The sequence below is a fragment of the Kurthia sibirica genome (genome assembly GCF_003143975.1).
In the GTDB taxonomy this organism is placed as follows: Bacteria; Bacillota; Bacilli; order Bacillales_A; family Planococcaceae; genus Kurthia; species Kurthia sibirica.
Genome location: NZ_QFVR01000006.1, coordinates 12,573 through 35,943, shown reverse-complemented (window position 1 = coordinate 35,943; position 23,371 = coordinate 12,573). Strand labels below are relative to the sequence as shown.

Below are 23,371 nucleotides of genomic sequence, written 5' to 3'. Positions count from 1 at the left end.
TGACCCGTTTTACTTACCGCTTGACCCGTGTTACTTACCGCTTGACCCGTTTTACTAGTTTTGGTTTCATGAGATTATTGGAATATAAAAAGAGAGCTGCATGTAATCTGCAGCTCTCTTTTTGGTTATTTAGTTGTCTTTGTCGTTATTTTTCATTTTTTTTTAACGAGATTCAGCAGCGGGCGATATTTCGAGCCTGCTAAGCCAATCACTTCTACGAATAATTCAATTGTTAATAGTAAAATAATAACGAGTAAAATAGCACCCCATACTTTTGCCATTGAAAATATAATCGCTGCAAGGCCAAACATAGAGGCGATGCCATAAATAATTAACACCGTTTGGCGATGGGTGAATCCAATACTAATCAGTCTATGATGTAAATGAGATTTATCCGGTTGGAAAGGCGGTTGTTTGTTTAACAAGCGTCTGACAATTGCAAAAAATGTATCTGAAATAGGAACGCCCAGCATAATAATAGGGATGACTAACGATACAAATGTAACATTTTTAAAACCCATTAATGCTAGGACCGAGATGATAAAGCCGAGGAATAAGGCACCTGTATCTCCCATAAATATTTTTGCTGGATGAAAATTGTAAAATAGGAAACCAACTGTGCTAACGACTAACATAAGGGCCATTACAAGAACAAAACTATCATTCATAATAAATGCCATTGCCGCTAGTGTTAAGAGCGCAATGCTCGATACGCCAGCTGCTAAACCGTCTAATCCATCAATTAAATTAATGGCGTTCGTAATACCAACAATCCAAATGAGTGTTAAGGGAATACTTAAGTATCCAAAATCTAACACACCACCGAATGGAATATTAATCGACGCAATTTGAATATCTCCGAAAAAGATGACGATTGCAGCTGCTACTGTTTGACCTAGAAATTTTGCTTTTGCTGAAATTTCAAGCATATCATCTAATACACCGATTATAATAATGACAAAACTAGCGATGATGATTGGAATAATTGCGGGATTTTCAGGTCTATATACGAGAACTCCAATTAAAAATGCAAGGAATATCGCGAGCCCACCAAGGCGCGGCATAATGTGTGCGTGCACCTTTCGATAGTTAGGACGATCGACGGCACCTACGCGATACGCAAGTTTTTTAACAACTGGAGTAAGCAAAATTGAGGCAATGAATGCGACAACTAACGCGAGGTAGTGCATACCTTTCCTCCTTATACTATCTACATTAATTGACTAAAATAATTAGTCAGAAGAAGTTTATATTTATATTCAAATTCACTGTATTATATCATGTATTAACAAAAATTGAATAGTTCTCATGAAATCTTCATTGTTCTAGCTATAAGCTAAGACGTCAATCACTGCAAGAGGTTGCTCTTTTTATTATATTACTATAAAAAAAGAAGACAGCGTAACTATGCCACGGCTGTCTACTCTATCTTTTAGTACCTTTTAATTGTTACTTTTAAACATTGAAACGTTTTGTAGATTTTGTCATCGTTTCAATTTCTAGATATACATCCTGTACCGCATCTTTTACAATTAAACTATAGGCCTTATTTTGCTGTACATGTTGTGAAGTCGCTTCTATTTTTTCTGTATTTTTGTGAATGAAATTACCGAGTTCTTCGATTAATACTAATGTTTTTTCCTTGTCTTCTTCTATTATAAGAATCTTTTCTGCCATGTCTTCAAATTGTTGCTGCGACTTATCCAGTTCCATCGTAATCTGCTGCATGCTAGTAGAGGTAGACGTAACGGCTGCCATCGTCTCATCTGCGCAATGCAAACTTTTAGAAAAAGACATGGCCATGCGATCCCCTTGTAGATGAATTTCTGTTGAAACATTTTGTATATGTTGCGCAGCTTGATTGACTTGTTCAGCTAGACTGCGCACTTCCATAGCGACGACAGCAAAACTTTTACCTGATTCTCCAGCATGTGCGGCTTCGATTTCAGCATTTAGGGCCAACAAATGGGTCTGTCTCGAAATAGCTTTCACACTAGTTGATACACGTAAAATATCTGTCATACGTTCATGTAACAGGCTTCTTTCAGTATCTGCTCCATTAATCAATTGTTGAAGTTGAAGCATTGAATGGAGCGATTTTGTCATGGACTGATTATTCAATAGAGCCTGCTTGGCTGTTAGTTCTGTGTTTGTCGACAATTGTTCAATCGCCTCAATCATCTTGCTGAGACTCTTCGAAAAATTGAGGACAAAATGAACGATGGCATCTGAAGTTGCTGTTTGCTGTTGGGCGTTGGCTAATACTTCATGTAATTCATCTTCCATTTGCACGGCACCATCATATGCATGACTAGCTGTCGAACGTAAGGATGTCGTGAAATTCGTGATTTCCTGTGCCCCTTTTTGAATCATAAGAATCGTTGAATGAAGCTGTTCCTTCATGTCATTCATCGCAATGGTAACATCTCCAATTTCATCCTTCGTTTCTATTTCAAGAGCTGAAACAAGCAGATTCCCCTGCGCAATTTGACGTGCTTTTAGTGCTAATTTTTTTAATTGCTTACCTGCTTGACGATTTGTTAGATATAGTAAAAGACATGAAATTATTAAAGCTAGTAGAAAGGCAGAAATTAAAATGATCATGGATTGTCTTTGTGATGTAGTCATTTGAGCCGTGATATGTGTACGCTTTTTTGATTGTTCATCAATATTTTTAGAAATGAGTAAATCTGCATCACTATAATTTTGATAAATACTATTTAATTGTCGGCGTTTTGCAATATTATCTTTCTTTTTTACGGAAACTTGTAGGTAATTGCTATATGTATGGTTAATCTTATCAGCTATTTCTTGAATAGGTGCTATCTCTAAAAAAGTAATCGTTTGTAGACTCTCCTTTATGCTCGTATTGGCAGTTTGCACATCTTCATTGAATTTTGGCAGTGGATCGCCAGTATAATGGTTAATGGCAATATAAAGCGTAGAAAAATTTTGTGAAAGTTCTTCTAGTTGACTCACTTCGTTTGAAATACGATTGAGTTCTGTAGACCATTTTTTATTGGCAATTAATTGGGCAACAAGCCATGTTGTCATCACAGCAAACAATACAATTGTTACCGCTGTTGCCATCATATATTTTCTATTTAAAGATAATGATAACCATAATTTCTTCAAATGATACACCTCCATAGACAATGTAACATAGGTATTTTAGATTATGTTATGCATTACAAGACGTTTACAAAGTCTTTACTTACACTACATATTATTATTTAAATTCATTAATTTTCTATTTCAACTAGTATATACAGTCATAAATGTTCATTTTATGGATATTATCAAAATTGTTCATTCCTTTTAAGTCTTATTCGTGTTACTATTTGGAGGTTAGTTTTTCTTATTTAATTTGAATTTTCAGATAAAAACAAATAGTTAGATATTATTTTATATAATGATAAATACTAATCACACTTACATGAAGGAGTTCTTACTATGAAAAATCAATCTTTATCACTTTGGGGAAAAGTATCCGTAGGTTTTATGTTATTTGCGCTGTTCCTAGGTGCAGGCAATATTATCTTCCCTCCCGAACTGGGGCAAAAATCAGGGAATGAATTCGTCATCGCTATAATTGCCTTCTTAATAACAGGCGTAGGTCTACCGTTGCTTGGCGTTATTACTGTAGCAAAATCTGGCGGTGAATTGCAGGATATGGCGGGTCGCGTGAGCCCCATGTTCGGTATAATCTTTACCTCAATCGTCTTTTTAGCAATTGGACCATTTTTTGCAATGCCTCGTACAGGTACGGTTTCATATGAATTAGGCATTAAACCGTATTTATCTGAAGCAGTTGCAAATTCTCATTGGCCACTCATTATTTTTACGGTTTTTTTCTTCCTAATCACAAGCTTTTTTGCCTTGAAGCCTACAAAATTAATTGATACAGTCGGCAAAATATTAACACCTGCATTACTCATTGTAATCTCTGCTTTAGCAATTAAAGCGATTGTTACACCAATGGCTGGTCCAGGTGAGGCAGTGGGCAATTACATTGCTAATCCATTTGGTGAAGGTTTTAAACAAGGTTACTTAACAATGGACTTTTTGGCGGCACTTATTTTTGGGATTGTCATCGTTCAAGCACTGAAAGGGAAAAATATTACGCATCATCCGACCATTGTAAAAACGACAATATTTGCAGCATTTGTTGCAGCAGCAGGTCTTGCACTGGTTTATATTTCTCTTGGTTATATTGGTTCATCTTCTGTCCAAACAATTGGCTTTATAGGTGACGGATCAGAGGTTATTACAAAATCGGCAAATGTGTTATATGGTCAGTTCGGCAATATTCTGTTGACGGCTGTTATTATACTAGCCTGTTTAACAACTTCTATCGGCTTAATGACTGCGTCATCCGAGTTTTTCTATAAACTATTTCCAAAAATCTCTTATAATAAATGGGTGTTTATTTTCGCTCTATTTACGACGGTCATTTCAAATTTCGGCTTAAAATCATTAATCAAAATTTCATTACCTGTCTTATACGCTATTTATCCATTGGCCATTGTACTTATGATTCTAGTATTGTGTTCACGTCTATTTAAGGATGCTAGAGCGGTGTATGTCGTTGCCTTAATCTTCACAGCTTTTGTCAGTATTTATGATGGTTTAAAAGAGATGGGTGTTAAATTTAGTGCCTATGAAAAATTCTTGAATGCGATTCCATTGAGCAGTTTAAGCTTAGGTTGGCTCATCCCAGCAATCATTGGTGCACTCATCGGTTACGTAATCTCATTATCCCGAAAAAATTAATAATCATAAGAAAAAAAGACAGTTGCATTGGCACTGTCTTTTTTTACTGCTGTTTTATAGTAAAAATTAGTAGGTTTGAGTATCATTTCATAGCGGAATATTCTGTATATAAAATTCTTTTAAAAAAACACTTGTATCTATCTCAAAACGTGATATATTTAATGCTATATTGATATGTATTCACAATTTAGACATATACAGAAAAGGACGTGTAACCCCATGGATTGGCATGATTTACTATCTGCAATTCTAGTAACGATTATTGCTTTAATTATTATTATTCCGCTTGTTTTTGTAATCGTTTTCTATTTATTAGACCGCAAACAAAAACAACACTCAATACTTCGCAACTTTCCGGTACTCGGACGTATGCGCTATTTAACAGAGAAAATCGGACCTGAGCTTCGCCAATATTTATTTGACGATGATAATAAAGGTCGCCCATTCTCTCGTGAAGAATTTTTACATGTAGTATTACCCGGTAAATATTTGGGTAGTGTCATTGGTTTCGGGTCAAAACGAAACTTTGAAGAAGCCGGTTATTATATTCGCAATGCCGTTTTCACAAAACAAGTTGAAGAACTAACAGTAGACCAAGATCATCTTGTCGCTACTCAAAAATATGTTATTGATTCAGATGAATTATTTTCTCGTAAGGAACATACGGTACAAGTTGATGCAAAACCGTGGTTGCTTACAGATGATAATGCCGTAATTCTTGGACCAAATTGTCGAGAACCCTTCCATGTGAAAGGCATGTTTGGTCAATCAGCGATGAGTTATGGTGCGTTAGGTAAAAATGCCATCAGCGCTTTATCTGCTGGTATTGGTCAAGTACCTGGTTCTTGGATGAATACAGGTGAAGGTGGCGTATCGCCCCATCACCTAAACGGCGGTGCAGATTTAATTGCACAAATTGGCTCAGGTCTTTTTGGTTACCGTACCATCGATGGAGAGTTTAGTTTTGAAAAATTAAAAGAAAAAGCAGCTATTCCACAAGTCAAAGCATTTGAACTGAAATTGGCTCAAGGGGCTAAAACGCGTGGTGGACATGTTGAAGGTGAAAAAGTAACACCTGAAATTGCTGAAATTCGTGGGGTTGAAGTTGGTAAAACAATCAACTCTCCTAACCGTTTCCGTCAATTCAATAGTTTTGAAACTTTATTTGATTTTATTGAACAAATACGCGAAGCTGGTGGTTTACCAGTTGGTATTAAAATTGTAGTCGGTAGCAAACAAGATGCCGATGATCTTGCAGCATATATGGCTTCTTCTAATAAAGGACCAGACTTCATCTCAATTGATGGCGCTGAAGGTGGTACTGGTGCTACATTCCAAGAACTTGCAGATAGTGTTGGCCTTCCACTTCATACAGGTCTTACATTGCTACAAGATGCACTGGTACGCTATGGCGTGCGTCATCGCGTAAAAATCATCGCTGCTGGGAAGATTATTTCTGCGGATAAAGCAGCCGTTATTTTAGGTTTGGGTGCTGACTTGATCTATATCGCTCGTGGCTTCATGATGTCTGTAGGTTGTATTATGGCTCAAAAATGTCATACAAATGAGTGTCCTGCTGGTGTTGCAACGACAGACCCTAAACTACAAAATGGTTTAATCGTCGATGAGAAAAAATTCCGTGTATCCAATTATATTTTAAATCTTCGTGAAGGACTTTTCCGTGTAGCTGCTGCTGCTGGTGTTGATTCTCCTACGAAAATTTCTAAAGAACATATTATTTATAAAGATGAGATCGGTCGTGTCTATACATTAGATGAACTAGCCGAAAAACGCTAAATTTATACCCAAAACGCACTGCCAGAACTTTCTGCGCAGTGCGTTTTTTTAGTTTCTTCTATATTATAGAAAGATTTTTTAATTTTATTACTATATTCAAGATGAATACCCTAAAATCTATTGCTAAATTAAGCCATATGATGGATAATTGTATTTCCTCTTAGAGTCTTTCATCACAATAAGATGGTATTATTATCCATTATAAACAACTTTAGAAGTACAAAGGAGAGTTTCTATATGAGTTTTAAAAAAATTATTAGAATCGCTAGTTTATATGTTTCATTAATTGTTATTTTAAATATTGTTATTTTATTTATGCTTAAAGATAGTATTTCTCAACAACATGATTTTGCTCAAAACAAAGATACATTCTCAGAAGTAGGCTTAGCTATTCAAACAACATCGGAAACAAAGTCTGCTAAAGCACGTATCTATATCGATAATCATTCTGTACGTTTTTTAGATCAGTATAATGAAGCGGTAAAAAATACACCTGATTTTAAAAAATTACAAACTGATTTAAAAAAAGCCCATGTACCAGATCGTATTATTGCACAATCAGAGATGATTGAATCTCAATCTGCCTTTTTAAATACTATCGAAAAAACAGTGCTCGATACAATTCAAAAAGACAATTCAAATAAAGAAATACAAAAACAATTATCTGACGAGCAATATGTGATTGCACGTGATAATGTGACAAATTCCATTAATACATTCATCGCTTCACTAAACAAATGGACGCTTGCTGAAATGGAGAAATCGAATAAAAAAGTGAATTTATATTTCATTTTAATCGCTTCTTGTAATGCCCTATTATTTATCGCGTCACTATCAACATTAGCTTTCCTATCACGTAAAGTAAAACCGGTACATAAATTGATTCAATTGACTAAAGAATTCGCTAAAGGGAATCTACAACATAAACCACAGCGAAAGAAATCGCAGGATGAATTTTCAATTTTAACGAATACCTTTGCTGATATGCATGAACAATTACATGCGACGCTTTTAACGGTTACAGATACGAGCTCTAACTTAGCTGCCTCAGCAGAAGAATTACTTGCTAGCACAGAAGTATCAAATGATGCCAACCAACAAATCACTATTGCTACTGACCAACTTTCGACAGATATGGTCCAGCAAAGTGAATATATTTCCCAGAGTACACGGAGTATTCAATATATTGCTGAGCAAATCCAATTAGTTACGACAACAGCAAACTATGCTTCCTCTTTAGCAACAGACTCAAAGAATGTTACAACGGATGGTGGATTGAGCTTAAAACAAGCTGTTGAACAAGTATATGCGATTAGAAAATCGGTCGAAAGTACACGCCAAGCTTTGGGGCAACTCGAATCACGTACTACCGCCATTGACTCGATGGTTAGTGCCATTACAAACATTGCTGACCAAACAAATTTACTTGCTTTAAATGCTGCTATAGAGGCCGCTCGTGCTGGTGAACATGGTAAAGGCTTTGCAGTCGTAGCCGATGAAGTACGTAAATTAGCTGAACAATCGAATGCATCTGCGCAAGAAATACGCTTGACCATTTCGACAATTCATGAAGATATGACTTCAACCATGCAAGAAATGAGTGAAACCGAAATAAGTGTTACAAAGGGAATCAGTTTCTTTAAAACAACTGGTGAATCCTTCGAAGAAATTTTTAATTCTACTATTAATATGAAATCTAAGACAACTGAAATTACTGATTTACTCCAAACAGTTGATCAAGTGACTGGAGAAATCGCGCAATTCTTTACACGTGTAGAAGATTTATCTGGTCAGACAGCTTCTAAAACACAACAAATTGCTGCACTTACAGAAGAACAATACGCCTCAACTCAAGAAATGCGTGCATCTTCTGAAGAACTAAGTCAGCTTGCTGATGGCCTATCCCATCATGTATCTGCGTTTAAACTTTAATAAATGACGCCAGATAAGTAGACGTAATTGGTCTACTTATCTGGTTTTTTTAGTTTTAATATCAAAAAGGTAATTTTCCTCTAAAATATGTACATTTTATTAATAAATACCAAAAGTAGGTATAAAGTTCATCTTCTTTTAAATTTATCTTTTATTTAATAAATTATGCAAAGCTTTAGTATATCCTTATTAAAATGTTATTTCTCTTTTAAGCAATGTTTTTTAGTTATATACACATAATGAAAATTTTTGTTTTCAAGACTATTTGACTATGATAGACTACAATTAACATTAAGTATTTAGAACTAACTTAGAAACCATAATTAGCCATTTATGCAAGATTACCTTTGCTAGTATTTTCCGAATTTGTTTGAGACATTGTATTAAAGGTAATTATTCAATAAACTAAGTTTTCTAATGACTATAGTATTCGTATTAAAGAAGGAGTGAACATTGTGAAAAAATCATTATACGCCGCTGCCGCACTTGGAGCAGCAGTACTACTTGCAGGGCATGATGACGCAGAAGCCAGTTCAAAAACATATAAAGTTAAAAGCGGCGATAGTCTTTCTCTAATTGCTAGTAAATACAACATGACAACAACAGCACTCAAAAAACTCAATAAACTCACATCCGATATGATTTACGTCAATCAAGTATTGAAAATTACAGGTTCACCAAATTCAACGAATTCGTCTAAGCAAACAACTACACAGAAAAAGCCTACTTCTTCGAGTTCGTCTTCAAGTTATACTGTTAAAAGTGGTGACTATCTATATGCGATTGCTACAAAATATCGTATGTCAGTAGACCAATTAAAAAAACTCAATAAGCTCTCTTCTGATCATATATATATTGGACAAAAACTTAAAATCACTGGCAAAATTACCACAACTTCAAATCCAGTGAAACCAACAACGCCAACTAAAAAACCAGTACCGACAAAAAAACCAACTTCAACAACCGGTACTTCAAGTTATACCGTTAAAAGTGGTGATAGTTTATCTGCTATTGCAAATCGCTATAATACAACAGTTGCTTCGATTACGCAGCTTAATCATTTAAAATCAACTGTGATTTATGTTGGACAAAGCTTAAAACTTACTGGCAAAGTAACTGTCACGAAACCAACAACGCCAACTAAACCTACAATAACCAAACCAACGAAGCCTACTACGTCGACATCACAATACACTGTGAAGAGTGGTGATAGCTTATCTGCTATTGCGAGTCGCTATAATATCTCTACAGCTAAATTAATGTCGTTAAACTCATTAACCGGCCCTATGATTTATGTTGGACAAAAACTAAAAGTATCTGGCTCTGTTACTACTACAAAACCAAATACAGGTAATGGTAATTCAACTGTCAACAAACCCACAACACCAGTTGGTAACCCATCAACATCTTCTTCACTAATCACAAATGCTAAAAAGTACTTAGGTGTGCCTTATGCTTGGGGCGGTACTAATCCAAATGGCTTTGATTGTTCTGGTTTCATCTATTATATTTTTAATCAAAGTGGAAAATCGATTAGCCGCACAAATGCAGTTGGTTATTATTCATTAGCTACACCCATTTCTTCGCCCAAAGTTGGTGATCTTGTCTTCTTCAAAAATACGTATAAAATTGGTATTACACATTTAGGCATTTATATGGGGAATGGCATGTTCATTCACGCTGGTGGTGACCGTGTACAAATTTCATCTGTAAGTGAAAATTACTGGGCCAGTCATTTTGCAGGATATGGCCGTTTAAATTAATAATACTGATAAAAAAGAGCTGAATTCTGCTCTTTTTTTATGTTCATTTTTGTAACTATTACAGACTGTAATCCCCTAAAAAGCTATATATTGTTATATTTCTTAACTTTTTTTGCTATTTGCAATAAATTATTATTAATTAACCTATATTTACAAACTTATTATGTATTTTAGCTCATTTTCTGTAACGCAACTGTAATATAACTGTAATTGAAATACAGTTGATATAACAGCTGATTTTTTATACAGTAGGTATAGAGAAAAAATAACAATTGAACTTAAATGACTAGTACATATAAAAAACGAACTTAACGGAGGAATTTCATTCATGTTAAAGAAACTAATTATCTCAACAATCGCTACAGGGGCTATCGCTTTATCAGCAGCATTCGGATCAACTACTGATGCATCAGCAGCAACTCAACAAAACTACTCAGCTACAAAATATGTTAAATCATATGATGGAACTTTAAACTTACGTAGCTCTGCTTCTGTAAAAGGAAAATTAGTTGGTACTGTTAAAAATGGTGCTAAAGTTAAAACTACTGCTAAAAAAACAGTTTCTGGCACTACTTGGGTTAAAGGTACAGTTTCTGGTAAAACAGGATGGATGAACGCTAACTACCTTACAAACAACAAAGTTAAAAAAGCTTCAGCAAGCCACTCAGGATTAATTTCTTATGGCGCTCAATTCCGTGGTACACCTTATGTATGGGGTGGCACAACACCACGCGGCTTTGATTGTTCTGGATTCACATCTTATGTTTACAAAAATGCAGCTGGTAAAACAATTCCACGCACAAGCGGTGCTCAATATGCTGCTTCGAAAAAAATCTCTAGAAGCCAATTACAAGCTGGCGATTTAGTATTCTTCTCAGCTGGTGGCGGACGTGTTACACACGTAGCCCTTTATGCTGGTAACGGTCAACTATTACATGCAGCTGGTAACTCGGTTAAATATCAATCATTAGCTGGTTACTGGTCACCACTAGTAGTAGGTTATGGTCGTTTCTAATTAGTAAATAAAATATCCTCTAACTTCGTTTACTAGAGACTTTGAGCTTAGCGCTCAAAGTCTCTTTTTTCGGTTCTATTATATATGTTGGGGTATTAAAACAATTCATGTTTTAGACAATTAGAAATAGCGAGAGCTTTCCGCCGACAAGTAACGCACTATTTATTTTAATCATGATAAACATACCTAAAAATAGACAGAAAAAAGCACAGGTTCACCAAATCTTCTCTACTTAAAATGCTGAATAATAAGTAAGAGTAGAAAGGTGAGCTATACTATATGAAGCCTATGATGAATATTCCAGGATTAAAAAATGTTTTAGTCACCAAAACGGAAGAAATTGAAGGTAAGTATGCTCCTTTTATAGAAATGCCGAAGCGTTCACCTATTTGTCCAGCTTGTCAGTCAATCACTTTGTTGAACGCAGATAGATTTGCTGCTATTTTTTAGTTCTATTTTAAATGAAAATAGAACTAAAAAAGACTGTTCGCACAAGCTATACTACTAGCTTGTTGAACAGTCTTTTTTTATTAAGGTGTTACATCTGTCGCTGGTTTTTCTTCTTCCTTATCTTCAGCTGCTTCACCTTGATCAATCGGTTTAGAGGTCGAACCATTTGTATCCGTATCAGCATCATTATCTTCTACCGGTGGTTTTTCTTCTTCCGTTGTACCATTACCTGATGTATCTGTAGACTCGTCAGGGGCCTTATCTTCCGTTACAGGCGGTTCAACTACTTGTTGATCGCCCGTATCTACGCTGTTATTAATAACGATTGAAGAAATCATATATTCACCGAAATCATCAATTATAATCGTATACGTTAGATTCTCTGTTACTGTTTGCTGTTTTTTTGTAGCTGTATCGATATACGTGACAACCGTCTTCATATTCACTGTAGAACTTGCTTCACCAATTGTAATACCTGTCACATTGTATTTAATATTTTTGAATTGTTTTGTTTTAGATGAATACGTATCAATCATCGTTTTAGCTGTTGCCACAGCTTTACTATTTTCCAATAAGTAGGAAGAATAATAATCATGCTTACCACTATTTAATGTTTGTGCAACTAATAAATAATAACTTTCCATGCTATCTTTTAAGAGCTTATTAGAGAAATAGGCTTCATCCGCATGGTTATTATCAAAATCTTCATTATCATCAAAGTTGATTGTCGGGTTTTTAGCTGACCATGTATTAATGAACGATAATACGGAACTAATTGGAATTGCATAACCGACTTCCGGATGATCCTCTAAAATAATGGAGTTAATACCAATAACATTACCTGTTTCAGCATTAATCAATGGACCGCCACTTGAACCTTTATTGAGCTTAGCCGTTATTTCGTATAAATGATTATATGTATAACCATCTACAAATTCCGCTCCAATACTTTTTACAATTCCTTCTGTAGTCGTACCATATTGATCTTTTGGACTCCCAATGGCTACAACCTTCGTACCAACAGCTGCTGTTGCTGAATCCAGTACTAATGGATTTTTTCCCGCTAAATCGGGTACGCGTATTAAAGCAATATCGGTTTTAGTGGAGATCCCGATGACTTCACCTTGAAACTCTTGCCCATGTTGATTTTTAACAACAACGAAACCAGCATCTTTTGCCACATGGGCATTCGTTAAGATATCGCCCTTTTGGTTGACAAGAAAACCAGAACCTTGCTGTAAATCTGTATACACTGTGTAAACCTGTGTTTTAGCATTTGCAATGATTGCATCCTTATCATAGGTAGGCATGACAACCGTTGTTTCAGCTTTGTTTGTCGTTCCTTCACTAGGCTCTGTTTTTGGTGTTTCATTTGTTACTTTGCCCGTTTCTTTGTCAGATGGTTCTTCTTTTTCTTTTCCATCATCCTTGGCTTGTTCATTCGTGTTATTATTTTTTTCCTCATTTTGTACTTTTACTGTGTTTGGTGCATTTTCCTTACCATCATTTTTAGTGAGTAGTGCATAAACTCCACCAACAACCGCAATGATGAGGATAAATGCTACAGCAAAGCGCTTAACCGCAGCCTTCTTTGGCTTGTAACGTTTCTTTTCGCTCATCATACCCACTCCTATTCTATTTTTCTCTTATATCTATTAACGGATTGCACAGCCAAAAAGTTTCATTTATCTTTTTTAAACTGCTGACGAGTGATCGCTTTGAACGCAAATTACATTCAATTACCAATGCCTATCATAGCACATCTTTTCGATATTTTAATGAGAAATTCAACGTAATTTCATAAAATTGATGTCCAACTATTGTACAATGGTCAGAAATCCCTTTTTAGGCATATGAAGAATATTTTTTGTTACCTATAAAATTATATTGTTACGTCCGATAGGCAATCGATGAAATGCAGTAGGTAGAAGTAGGATGATTTTTCTTCAACCGATTAATCAAGTATGGGCTAGATTTTATGCCATTAGCTCATTTTTAAAGTACCTTACCTAACAAACTTACTTTATAGATGCGTATGATCTATAATTTCTTATATAATGAATATATTATAAGATGAAGGATGCGCTCTATTATGGAAAAAGTAACTATATTAAATATACATGTGACAAATACGACGAAACAGCAATTTGTCGAACAAATGATTCTCGAACGAGCACAGCGTAAAGCCCCGCTCAAAATAGTAACAGCTAATCCAGAGATTATGATGTTAGCAAAAGAAAATAATCATTACGAACAACTATTACAGCAATCTGATCATGTCGTGGCAGACGGAATCGGTGTCGTTTTGGGCGCCAAGATGCTCCATACACCTCTGCAAGAAAGAATCCCCGGTTATGAGCTTGTCCATAGCTTTTTAGACCAGGCCCCTGCTCACAATAATCGGTTTTATTTTTATGGGGGAAAACCCGGCGTTGCGCAGGCTGCTGCCGAAAAAGTAAAAACACTATACCCACAAGCTGAAGTGGTCGGTATAGCAGATGGTTACGGCGGCAATGGCGATGAAGAAACGGTCGCCATAGAAATTAGCAAACTACAACCACATTATATTTTTGTCGCATTAGGCGCACCAAAGCAAGAACAATGGATTGCCGATCATGCCCATCGATTCCAACACTGTGTCATGATGGGGGTTGGTGGTAGTTTTGACGTACTGTCCGGCCAAGTGAATCGCGCACCAAAAATCTTTATCAAACTCAATTTAGAATGGTTCCATCGCCTGATCACACAGCCGACACGTGCCAAACGCATGTTGAAAATACCTCAATTCTTATGGGCAGTAAAGCGCCAAAATAAATAGTTCTGTGCGAGTTTTATCTATTTCATATGATAAAACTCGCTTTTTTATACAAAAAATCTCGATTGGTTATTCACCAATCGAGATTTTGAGGGGTATTACAGTTTGTTAATATTTATATTTATTTAATGATTGCTAGGTTACCAGCAGCATCAGCTAATTTAGATTCTTTAGCTAATTCAATTGTAACTTGATCATTTAACTTGAATCCTGCTACAGATTTATTAGTAATTACTAATTGTCCAGTAGCATCAATTGTTAAATCGCGATCAGCAGTTGCTAATACAATGCCGCCCACTTTAACTGTTACACCATCAAAATCAGCTGGTGTTACTAATGCTTCAGAGAATTTCACTGATGCTTGAGTAGTTGAAGATACTGTTGCTACACCATTAGATGTTGACGCTACGTTATCTGTAAGTTCTACTGTCACGACAGTTTGAGCTGTAGAAATTGTGTTACCTTTAACATCTTTGATATTTTCAGCAGTTAATGTACGTTTACCAGTTGTTGCAATTGTTTCTTTTGGTAATGTAATTTCAACTGTATTTTTGTTACCAACAAATTCTAAAGTTGTTCCAGCAGGTAATGCTTCACCAGCTAATTTGTAGTTAGAAGCTAATTTAGCTGAAGCATCTAATCCATCAACAACGCTAGCAAATGCTACTGTAATTACATTTTCTTTAACTGTAGCTGTATAAGTGATTTTCGCTTCAGGTTTTACTTCTTCTGCTGCAATAGTTACTACTGCATTGAATTTATCTTCGCCTAAAGTGAAGTTATACGTTCCGCTATTTAAAGCAGTTGGTAATGTGTAAGTGATTGATTTTTCATCTTGAGATAAATCACCTTTAGTTGCTGTTACAGTTTGATTTTTGTTTAAGATATCATCTGTTGTTCTGTGATCAAAACCAAATGTTGGTAAAGTAGTTGGTACCGCTACTTTATTATCATAAGTTACAGTGATAGTTTTACCATCTTCAGCTACTTTAGCACTAACTAATTTAGCAACTACTGCATCTGCTTTTTGAATTGTTGTAGTGTATTCGAAAGCTTTTTCTTGTTTGTTACCAGCTAAATCTTCAACATCAGTAACTACAAATTTAACATCTTTTAAGAATAATAGAGGTGTAACTAAGATACTTGAAGCATCAATTGTGTAGAAACCATCTTCAGCAATTGTACCTAAAGTTAATGAAGTACCATTAGCTGTAACTGTTGCACCAGTTTTAATTACTTCAGAGAATTTCACTTTAACATTAGTACCATCAGTAATGAATGATGCTGTTGGAGCTACTTTATCTTCTGCAGTAACAATTGTTGTTTCAGCTGTTGCTGTTTTATTACCCGATAGATCTTCTAAATTATTGATTACAACTTTAACTGTTGAACCAGCTTTAATATCTTTAATAACAATTGTATTGTCAGTTGTTAACGAAACGGCTTTAACCATACCATCAACGCTTACTGCACCAACAGATTTTAATTTTTCAGAAAAAGAAATAGTTGCATCTACAGTTTCAGCACCTGTTGTTACTGTTTTAACTTCTTTGATTGTTGGAGCTACTTCATCTTTAAAGTTAACTATTTTAACAAATTTTGGAGTAGAAACTTTAGCATCTGCTTTAGTTACTACTGGATTTACTGTAGCAGTAGCATCTTTAAGCTCAGTAACACCAGTATTTAATGCATAAGTAAGAGTTAAAGTACGACCATCTGCAGAAAGTTTTGGTTCAGTTAATGTAGCACCATCAACAGTTGCAACTGTTGATTCTTTAGTAGCAGCGTCTACAGCTTCAGCTTCTACTGATACAGCTTTGTTGAATTTAACTTCGATTGTAGATTCGTTAATCGCTTCAACTGAAGCTACTTTAGCGCCCACTTTAAGGCCTTTTTCAAATGCTTCTTCTTTACCTGCAACATCAAAAGTACCGTCTGCGATTACTTCGTTATTGTAGAATTTTTCTTCGAATTCTTTGATGCCTTTGTTGAACTCAGCGTCATCGTATAATTTTCCTTCGAATAATGCTAAACCTTTGTTAAGAGCGCCTTTAATGTAAAGCTCTTCTTTGTAAAGACCTGTTTCGACAACTTTTACGCCATCTACATAGTATGCTTCTTCATACGTTCCTGTTGTTACAACTTTTTTACCCGCTACATAATAAGCACCTTTATAAGTACCTGTACCAACAACTTTTTTACCTGCTACATAATAAGCTTTGTTATAGTAACCTGTTGTTACTTTTTTAACGCCGTTTACATAGTATGTTGCTTTGTATGTGCCTGTTGCTAATTTACCATCTTTATAGTATTTAGCGCCGTATAGGCCTGTTGTTACTTTTTTAACACCTTTAACATAGTATGCTTTGTTGTATGTGCCTGTTGCTACTTTGTAAACACCTTTAGAGTAGTATTTACCTTTGTATGTGCCAGTCGCTTTTGCTCCTGCTTTGTAGTATGTTTTGCCTTTAAGACCTGTTAATTTTTTACCGTCTTTGTAGACAAGTTTATTGTATGTTACAAAACCTTTAGCTACTTTACCTGTTTTAGCTACTACTAATTTACCGCTTTTGATCTTGTATTTGCTTGCTGCAGAAGCATCAGTTGCTCCTGGAATTACTGTTGTTGCGACTAGTGATGCACCAAGTGCGATTGCTGCAGCTGTTTTTACTAATTTAAATGACATTATTATTTCTCCCCATTCTTATAGACTAATAGTAATAGTATAGTGTGTGCGAATATTACTAAACAATATTCTACATACGCCCTTTTGTATTACTTGTTAACTATACTATCATACAATTTGATATTATTTTACTCTTTTTCACATTTTTTTATCAATTCTGTAAATAATAATTTGTTTTACCTATTAAATAAATGACAATTATCATTTATTTAATATAAAAATACATAATTATCATTTTTGCATCAAAGTTATCATACTAATCAAATTAGTACTATTATTTATCATTAATTATCAAATCCGTACTATTTGTAAGTACAAAGGGATATAATTAGTATTTTACTCATATTAATTAGTCATAATTTAGGTGTTTATTATGATTTCATAGCTAATAATTAATAAAAATATCAATTTTAGACTATATACCTATTTTGTTTTCGACATTTTTCGACTGTTTTCACTATCATTCTACCACCATATCAATTGAACTACTTACATATGTAAAAGCTTATCATTTTTCTAATTGGTAAATAATTACTTTTGAAAATAAAAAAACAATCGTTCGCGTGATTCATCATCGCTAACGATTGTCCTACTTTATTCATATAACTTAAATTTATTCACTTCTTCATTCAATTGGTTGGCCATCTGTGATAATTCATTGGCAGAATTCGAAATTTCCTCCATTGAACTCGTTGTTTCTTCTATTGTAGCCGTTGTTTCTTCAACACCCGCTGCAGATTCCTCCGAAACAGATGCAATTTGATCAATGGAAGAATTGATCTGATGGGTCGACTTCATAATACCTGTTAAACTTTGTGAAATACTATTGGCATGATCATTCATCAATACTACAGCACTGGCAATGTGATCAAATGTTTGCGCTGTTTCAACAATTTGCTCCGTACCTTTTGATACTTCACTATAACCAGATTGTAGTGAAGTTGTCACTGCTGTCGTGTCATTTTGCATGGTTTCTACTATAGAAGATATATCCGTGACCGATAAAGCAACCTGTTCTGCAAGTTTGCGCACTTCATCTGCTACTACAGCAAAACCTCGCCCCTCTTCCCCAGCACGCGCTGCTTCAATGGCAGCATTTAACGCTAGAAGATTCGTTTGCTCAGCAACAGTTTGAATGACCAATACTAATTTTGTAATTTCTAGCGATTGTGTTTCTAAAAACTCCACTTTTTCAACTGCCGCTTTAACAATTTCATCAATTGACGTCATCTGCGTTGTCGAAGAATCCATTAAGATCCGCCCACTATCTGTTAATCTCTTTACTTCACTCGCTTTTTCAGCGATTAAATTACCACCAGCATTCGCTTCAGTTACTTGAAGCGTGAAGCTTTCAATGACCTGCACTAAATCTGTAGCATGACTTGCTTGATCCTCTGTACCTTCCGCTAATTCTTGCATCGTCATAGAGATTTGGTTGGACCCTTCACGCACTTCCCCTGATGACTGCGCTAAATGCTCGCTCGCCGTTTTCACTTGAGTTGAAATAAGTTGTACAGCGGCAATCATTTCACGTAATTTTGCACTCACTACATTTGCTGCTACTGTTAACTGACCTGCTTCATCATGTGACTTTATAGGTAGGTCATCTTGTGAAATATCACCTGTTGCTATGCGTTGCATACGTTCTGTCACACGCTTAATAGGACGAAGAATAATATTGGATGTAAAATAAGCAACGATTAAGGACAAAATAAACAAGGCAATCGTACAAATAATCATCATTGTTTTCATGGTGCTATTAATAGAAAGAACATCCTGCCCTTTCTCTTCTATTAATTGAAAACGATTTTCCGCCATTTTCTCAAAACCATCTCGAATTCGATTAGCATCAGCATCTAAATTTTGTAAATTTTTTTGTGCCTTTACCTTTTCTCCCTCTTCATATGTTTTAAAAACATTTTCTAACACATTCTCACGCCAATCAATCGAATCTGCAACTAGTGTCATGGCGTTTTTAGATGCATGGTATTGCTCTAATTCATCATTGTATTTTTTAGCTTGCTCCGTATACGCTAAAAACACTTCTTTTTCAGCCTGATCACCTGATAGAACATAACCTCTTGCCGAAGCAAGTCGTACTGCAAAACTCGCTGATAATTGTTGGTCTAGGTTCAATAGATGAAGTTCTGTAGTAATCATGTCCTTTGTCTCTTTACTCACTTTATTTTGTTGATAATACATAAATATATTTAGTAGCAATACGATAACGGCAATAATACCAAAACCCATAATAATTTTCGTACGAATAGATGTATTTTTTTGTTTATTGTTCATAGATATGAAACCTCCTAGTGTAATCATTCTATTTCCTCAAAACCAATGTATATAAACCACTTATCCTATCCAGTGAGGCAACTTTAGACTCTAAAATAAGGAAATTTACTTACAATTAAGACAAACTTTCATAACTTTATAGCTTTTTAAGGCTGTTTTATTCTATTTCGCACTATTTCTAAAAAATAAATACAGACTATTTACATTTATTAATTCCATATAACATTATTTCGATATATTTCCTTCGTGTTACACCCAGCTAACATAATGTTACAAAACACAGCAACAACAAAATATATACTTTACCTATGTTTTAATTAGAAGGTATGCTATTTGAAAGGAGTGAATCCATCGTGGATTCTAAAGCGAGTGGTTTTCAAGTTACATCACTGATTGAAAAGCCACATACAGTACCAACAGCTCAACAATATATACAATTAGCACAATCGATTAATACGAAAAAATATTTTAAACTCTTGAAAGAAGGTACTAAAATACATCCAACTAGTTTAAAAATACAAGCACGGATTATTCGCCACTATTTAAAAAACAACCAACCAAAAACAGCATTAAAACACTTATTGACGAGCAGACATAGATCACGACAAAACAATACATATTTGTTTTACCAACATTGTGCAACTCTTTTAGCCAAAAATGGTCGTATAGCAGATGCCTTACAACTTGTAGCAAAAGGTCTACTAAAAAATGATGCACAGCAGCAATATATTGAGTTTGCCAGTAAATTTGCCTTGCGTCATACCGCTTGGTCATTAGCAGAAACTGCTTTTAAGAGGCTACAAAAATTACAGCCTACTACTGAATCTGCTTATAATCTCGCTGTTTGCTACCAAATGATCGGTAAAACCGATGAGTCAAAATCATTAATCCAATATTGTATCGATACAGATCCTGAAGGTTATGAAGAACTATTCGAAGATCAGTACCGCAAATACACCATCTATACGAACGAACAATCGACTATCGAACTCTATAAATACATCAATCCGTCTACTACAGTCGTTGCAACATTTGATACGATTGATAAAACAATTGACCGTATTCCTTTTGCTTATAATTTGATTAAGAAGAAAAAAATGGATATTATTGCCTTGCGTAGACATTCTATTCATAATTTCCATCAAGATTTAAGCCGTGAAACATATGTTGAAGCTACACAGCTATTATTGAAAGCGTATTCTACAAAATTCGCGTATGGTACAAGCTTAGGTGGTTATAGTGCCTTATATTTTGGTACGACGATTCCAGAAGCTATTGTGTTAGCTATGGCCCCTCGTAACTCGGCTATTGCCGATTATGGCTCAGAAAATGTAGATCAAATCGTGCCACATCAACATATCACACCACATCCGAAAAATACCAATGCTCGTGTTTCTATATTATTTGATCCAAAAAATACAATCGACAACCGCTATGTCAACAATGAAGTACTTGCTTCTTACCCACACGCACAAGTCATACACTTACCTTATGCAGGTCATCGTTTACCAAAGTATTTGGCTCAAACGAAGCAATTAAAACCTCTTGTAGATCGGTTTTTAGCTGCAGAACCTCTACCTACCATCCACTTTGGTGAAAAGCGCTATTTGTCCAATGAATATTTTTGGGTAATGGCCGAAAAATGTTTGGATCATCACCATTTTACGTGGGCACTACAATTCGCTAACCACGCAATTGAATTGGCACCCACTTTTGATCGCCCCCACGCTTCAAAAATCCAAGCGCTTATGGCCTTGAAAAAAATGAAGGAAGCAGTCGCTGCCTGTCACCTAGCTATTGTGGAATTTCCTATGCAGGCTCGCTTTACGATTTTGCTTGCGGAATGTTATGTATTGGAAAATAACCAAGTGAAGGCTGTATCAATAATTGAGCAACAACTGCAACATAATCATTCAAAAAAACTGGCATCTTATTTACAGCAACTCACATTATAAATAAAGGTTCTACGTCAACTATTGAGATGGCGTGATGTGGATTTTTCACATCACGCCACTTTTTCTATTTGTTCGTTTCAGATGACCACTTTCCAGCAGGCGTCATCGTTCTTTACTACACAAATTATTCACCCTAAATGCAAACCAATTTCTTGATCCTGTAGCTTCAATAAAATCTTCGCTCGAAAATGAACAAAGCGTCTACATCCAGATGTATGGCGTTTTAAAACCTTTTTTACTATGAATACTTTCTAAAAAGTTGTTTAAACTCTCTACTTGCCCGCGGATAGCGTCGAGCAGAAGTGGTATTGTAATCGTATAGAACCTAAATAAAGCAAAAAAAGGATGTCACAAAAGCTAATCCAATAGCCACTGTGACATCCTTTAATTTGTTTATTATTGTGAAACGTAGGCGATAATACCTTCTTCATCATGTAATTCAATGCGAATAGCCGTGCCGTACGGATCCAGCTCTAAAAATTCTTCAACCCAAATTCTTAGCGCCGCTAACATATTGCCTTCTTTATAAAAAGTTTGCTGTCCATTTGATTCTGCTTCAGCACCAAAACCGGCATCATCTTCATATGTCAGCTCGACTTGAACATCTTCAGGCATAATCAGCTTTTCTCTTGCATGGTATAAGCAAATAGAATTGATGACATCTTGTTCAGAGATTATTAGTTCTTCCATGCTTTGCGCTCACGTTCTTCTTTTTCTCGTTTGTTGCGCGTAAACATCTGGAATATTTTCACAATTAACATGATGACTACTAAAATACCGACGATATTAACAAGCAAACCAAAGATGCTGCCCATTGCGCCCATACCCGATAGTAGACCACCGAATAGTAAACCAGCTAAACCACCAAGCATTAGGCCTTTCATTAGCCCGCCTTTATTACTTTTTTGTGCTGCTGATTGATTTTTTGTTTTCGTATCTGTTGCTTTTTTTGTAGCATTTGAATTTGTATTTGAGTTCGTATTTGAACTTCTATTCGTATTGAAACCACTCTTACCTGATTTATAACCACGAGCATCTGCTGTAGAAAAATGGTTCACCACTAATGGTCCCACTGTAGCAAATGTCAATGTTGCTGCGAATACTGCTGCGATAATTTTTTTCACTTAAAAAAACCCTCCTAGTAATATGTAGTACAAGTTTATCATTAAATGCTGACATTCTGTAATGAAAGGTACTCACGGTGTAAAATTCATGACAATTTATTGTCCATTTAACGTGTTTGTGCATGACAATTCAATGACAATATAGGTTTTTTATTGAAATCATTTTTTTGCTTTACTATAAAAAGAATTTTTTTTCTTTTTATATAGCTATTTTGCCCATTGTTCCTTATCATTAAATGTACAGATTACACACAACTAGCAGGAGGTATTATTTTGACAACTACTCAATCCATCCAACAATTATTTGAAGCCACAGAGCTTTGGCATAGTGTTGGCTTCCAATATATTCATGCAGAAAAAGGCGTTGCCACATTGCAAGTACCCTTTAATACACATATTACAAATACTGGTGGTTCACTACATGGTGGTATTATTATGATGTCACTTGATAATGTGATGGGCATGGCCGCCATGTCACTTGGTTTCAACCAAGTATTAACGATGCAAATGGAGACACGTTTCCTACGTCAAGGAACAGATGGTATGTTAACGGCAACTGCTTCTGTCGTCGAACAAACGCGTTCCACTTTAATCGTCGAGGGAAAAATTCGTAATGCTTCCAATGAACTCATCGCAATGTGCACCGCTACTTTTAAAGGTTTGAAGTAGCTAGATCAACAGACTAAGATGAGTAGCGCCGACCAAGACCTTGGTTTGTACTACTTAATCTTAGTCTGTTTTATTCGATTATGAGCATATCTTCCTG

The 23,371-nt window shown here is 35.4% G+C and carries 16 protein-coding genes; 9 read left to right on the top strand and 7 right to left on the bottom strand.

Going from position 1 to position 23,371, the window contains the following annotated elements:
- Positions 1–152: 152 nt before the first annotated feature.
- Together DEX24_RS06135 and DEX24_RS06130 are read right to left on the bottom strand one after the other, a co-directional pair.
- On the bottom strand, positions 153–1,190 hold the full coding sequence (locus tag DEX24_RS06135; protein WP_109305536.1) for a glycosyltransferase family 4 protein: 1,038 nt from the start codon (positions 1,188–1,190) through the stop codon (positions 153–155).
- A 265-nt stretch (positions 1,191–1,455) separates the two neighbouring features.
- Entirely contained in the window at positions 1,456–3,135 is a 1,680-nt protein-coding gene (locus tag DEX24_RS06130) for a methyl-accepting chemotaxis protein (RefSeq protein WP_170112871.1), read from the bottom strand.
- Between the two features lie 318 nt (positions 3,136–3,453).
- Here DEX24_RS06130 and brnQ point away from each other — a divergent pair, with 318 nt between their 5' ends.
- The 6 genes from brnQ (at position 3,454) to DEX24_RS17145 (ending at position 11,730) form a co-directional block, all read left to right on the top strand.
- Complete coding sequence (brnQ, locus tag DEX24_RS06125) at positions 3,454–4,773, top strand: branched-chain amino acid transport system II carrier protein (protein WP_109305534.1); 1,320 nt, start codon at positions 3,454–3,456, stop codon at positions 4,771–4,773.
- A gap of 219 nt (positions 4,774–4,992) precedes the next feature.
- Entirely contained in the window at positions 4,993–6,570 is a 1,578-nt protein-coding gene (locus tag DEX24_RS06120; RefSeq protein WP_109305533.1) for an FMN-binding glutamate synthase family protein, read from the top strand.
- A gap of 237 nt (positions 6,571–6,807) precedes the next feature.
- On the top strand, positions 6,808–8,502 hold the full coding sequence (locus DEX24_RS06115; protein WP_170112870.1) for a methyl-accepting chemotaxis protein: 1,695 nt from the start codon (positions 6,808–6,810) through the stop codon (positions 8,500–8,502).
- Positions 8,503–8,957: 455 nt separating this feature from the next.
- Positions 8,958–10,265, top strand: a complete 1,308-nt coding sequence (locus DEX24_RS06110) for a C40 family peptidase (RefSeq protein ID WP_246131525.1) — start codon at positions 8,958–8,960, stop codon at positions 10,263–10,265.
- 328 nt (positions 10,266–10,593) lie between these two features.
- Positions 10,594–11,280, top strand: coding sequence for a C40 family peptidase (locus DEX24_RS06105; RefSeq protein WP_109305530.1), 687 nt, complete (start codon positions 10,594–10,596; stop codon positions 11,278–11,280).
- Between the two features lie 279 nt (positions 11,281–11,559).
- Positions 11,560–11,730 (top strand): hypothetical protein, encoded by a 171-nt coding sequence (locus DEX24_RS17145; RefSeq protein ID WP_170112869.1) that lies wholly within the window; start codon positions 11,560–11,562, stop codon positions 11,728–11,730.
- A gap of 80 nt (positions 11,731–11,810) precedes the next feature.
- On the opposite strand, the gene DEX24_RS06100 is transcribed toward DEX24_RS17145, so the two are convergent.
- Entirely contained in the window at positions 11,811–13,349 is a 1,539-nt protein-coding gene (locus tag DEX24_RS06100) for a trypsin-like peptidase domain-containing protein (protein ID WP_170112868.1), read from the bottom strand.
- Between the two features lie 473 nt (positions 13,350–13,822).
- Between DEX24_RS06100 and DEX24_RS06095 the strand changes: the two genes are divergently transcribed.
- Complete coding sequence (locus tag DEX24_RS06095) at positions 13,823–14,548, top strand: WecB/TagA/CpsF family glycosyltransferase (RefSeq protein ID WP_109305528.1); 726 nt, start codon at positions 13,823–13,825, stop codon at positions 14,546–14,548.
- A gap of 118 nt (positions 14,549–14,666) precedes the next feature.
- On the opposite strand, the gene DEX24_RS06090 is transcribed toward DEX24_RS06095, so the two are convergent.
- Together DEX24_RS06090 and DEX24_RS06085 are read right to left on the bottom strand one after the other, a co-directional pair.
- Positions 14,667–17,231, bottom strand: coding sequence for a toxin-antitoxin system YwqK family antitoxin (locus tag DEX24_RS06090; RefSeq protein WP_109305527.1), 2,565 nt, complete (start codon positions 17,229–17,231; stop codon positions 14,667–14,669).
- Between the two features lie 594 nt (positions 17,232–17,825).
- Positions 17,826–19,526, bottom strand: a complete 1,701-nt coding sequence (locus DEX24_RS06085; protein WP_170112867.1) for a methyl-accepting chemotaxis protein — start codon at positions 19,524–19,526, stop codon at positions 17,826–17,828.
- A 353-nt stretch (positions 19,527–19,879) separates the two neighbouring features.
- Between DEX24_RS06085 and DEX24_RS06080 the strand changes: the two genes are divergently transcribed.
- A complete protein-coding gene (locus DEX24_RS06080) occupies positions 19,880–21,481 on the top strand; it encodes a hypothetical protein (RefSeq protein ID WP_109305525.1) in 1,602 nt (533 codons plus the stop codon).
- 396 nt (positions 21,482–21,877) lie between these two features.
- On the opposite strand, the gene DEX24_RS06075 is transcribed toward DEX24_RS06080, so the two are convergent.
- Entirely contained in the window at positions 21,878–22,171 is a 294-nt protein-coding gene (locus tag DEX24_RS06075; RefSeq protein WP_109305524.1) for a DUF2653 family protein, read from the bottom strand.
- Entirely contained in the window at positions 22,159–22,605 is a 447-nt protein-coding gene (locus DEX24_RS06070) for a hypothetical protein (RefSeq protein WP_109305523.1), read from the bottom strand. The genes DEX24_RS06075 and DEX24_RS06070 overlap by 13 nt, the downstream gene beginning before the upstream one ends.
- 273 nt (positions 22,606–22,878) lie before the next feature.
- Here DEX24_RS06070 and DEX24_RS06065 point away from each other — a divergent pair, with 273 nt between their 5' ends.
- Positions 22,879–23,274, top strand: coding sequence for a PaaI family thioesterase (locus tag DEX24_RS06065; RefSeq protein ID WP_109305522.1), 396 nt, complete (start codon positions 22,879–22,881; stop codon positions 23,272–23,274).
- The last annotated feature ends 97 nt before the right edge of the window (positions 23,275–23,371 follow it).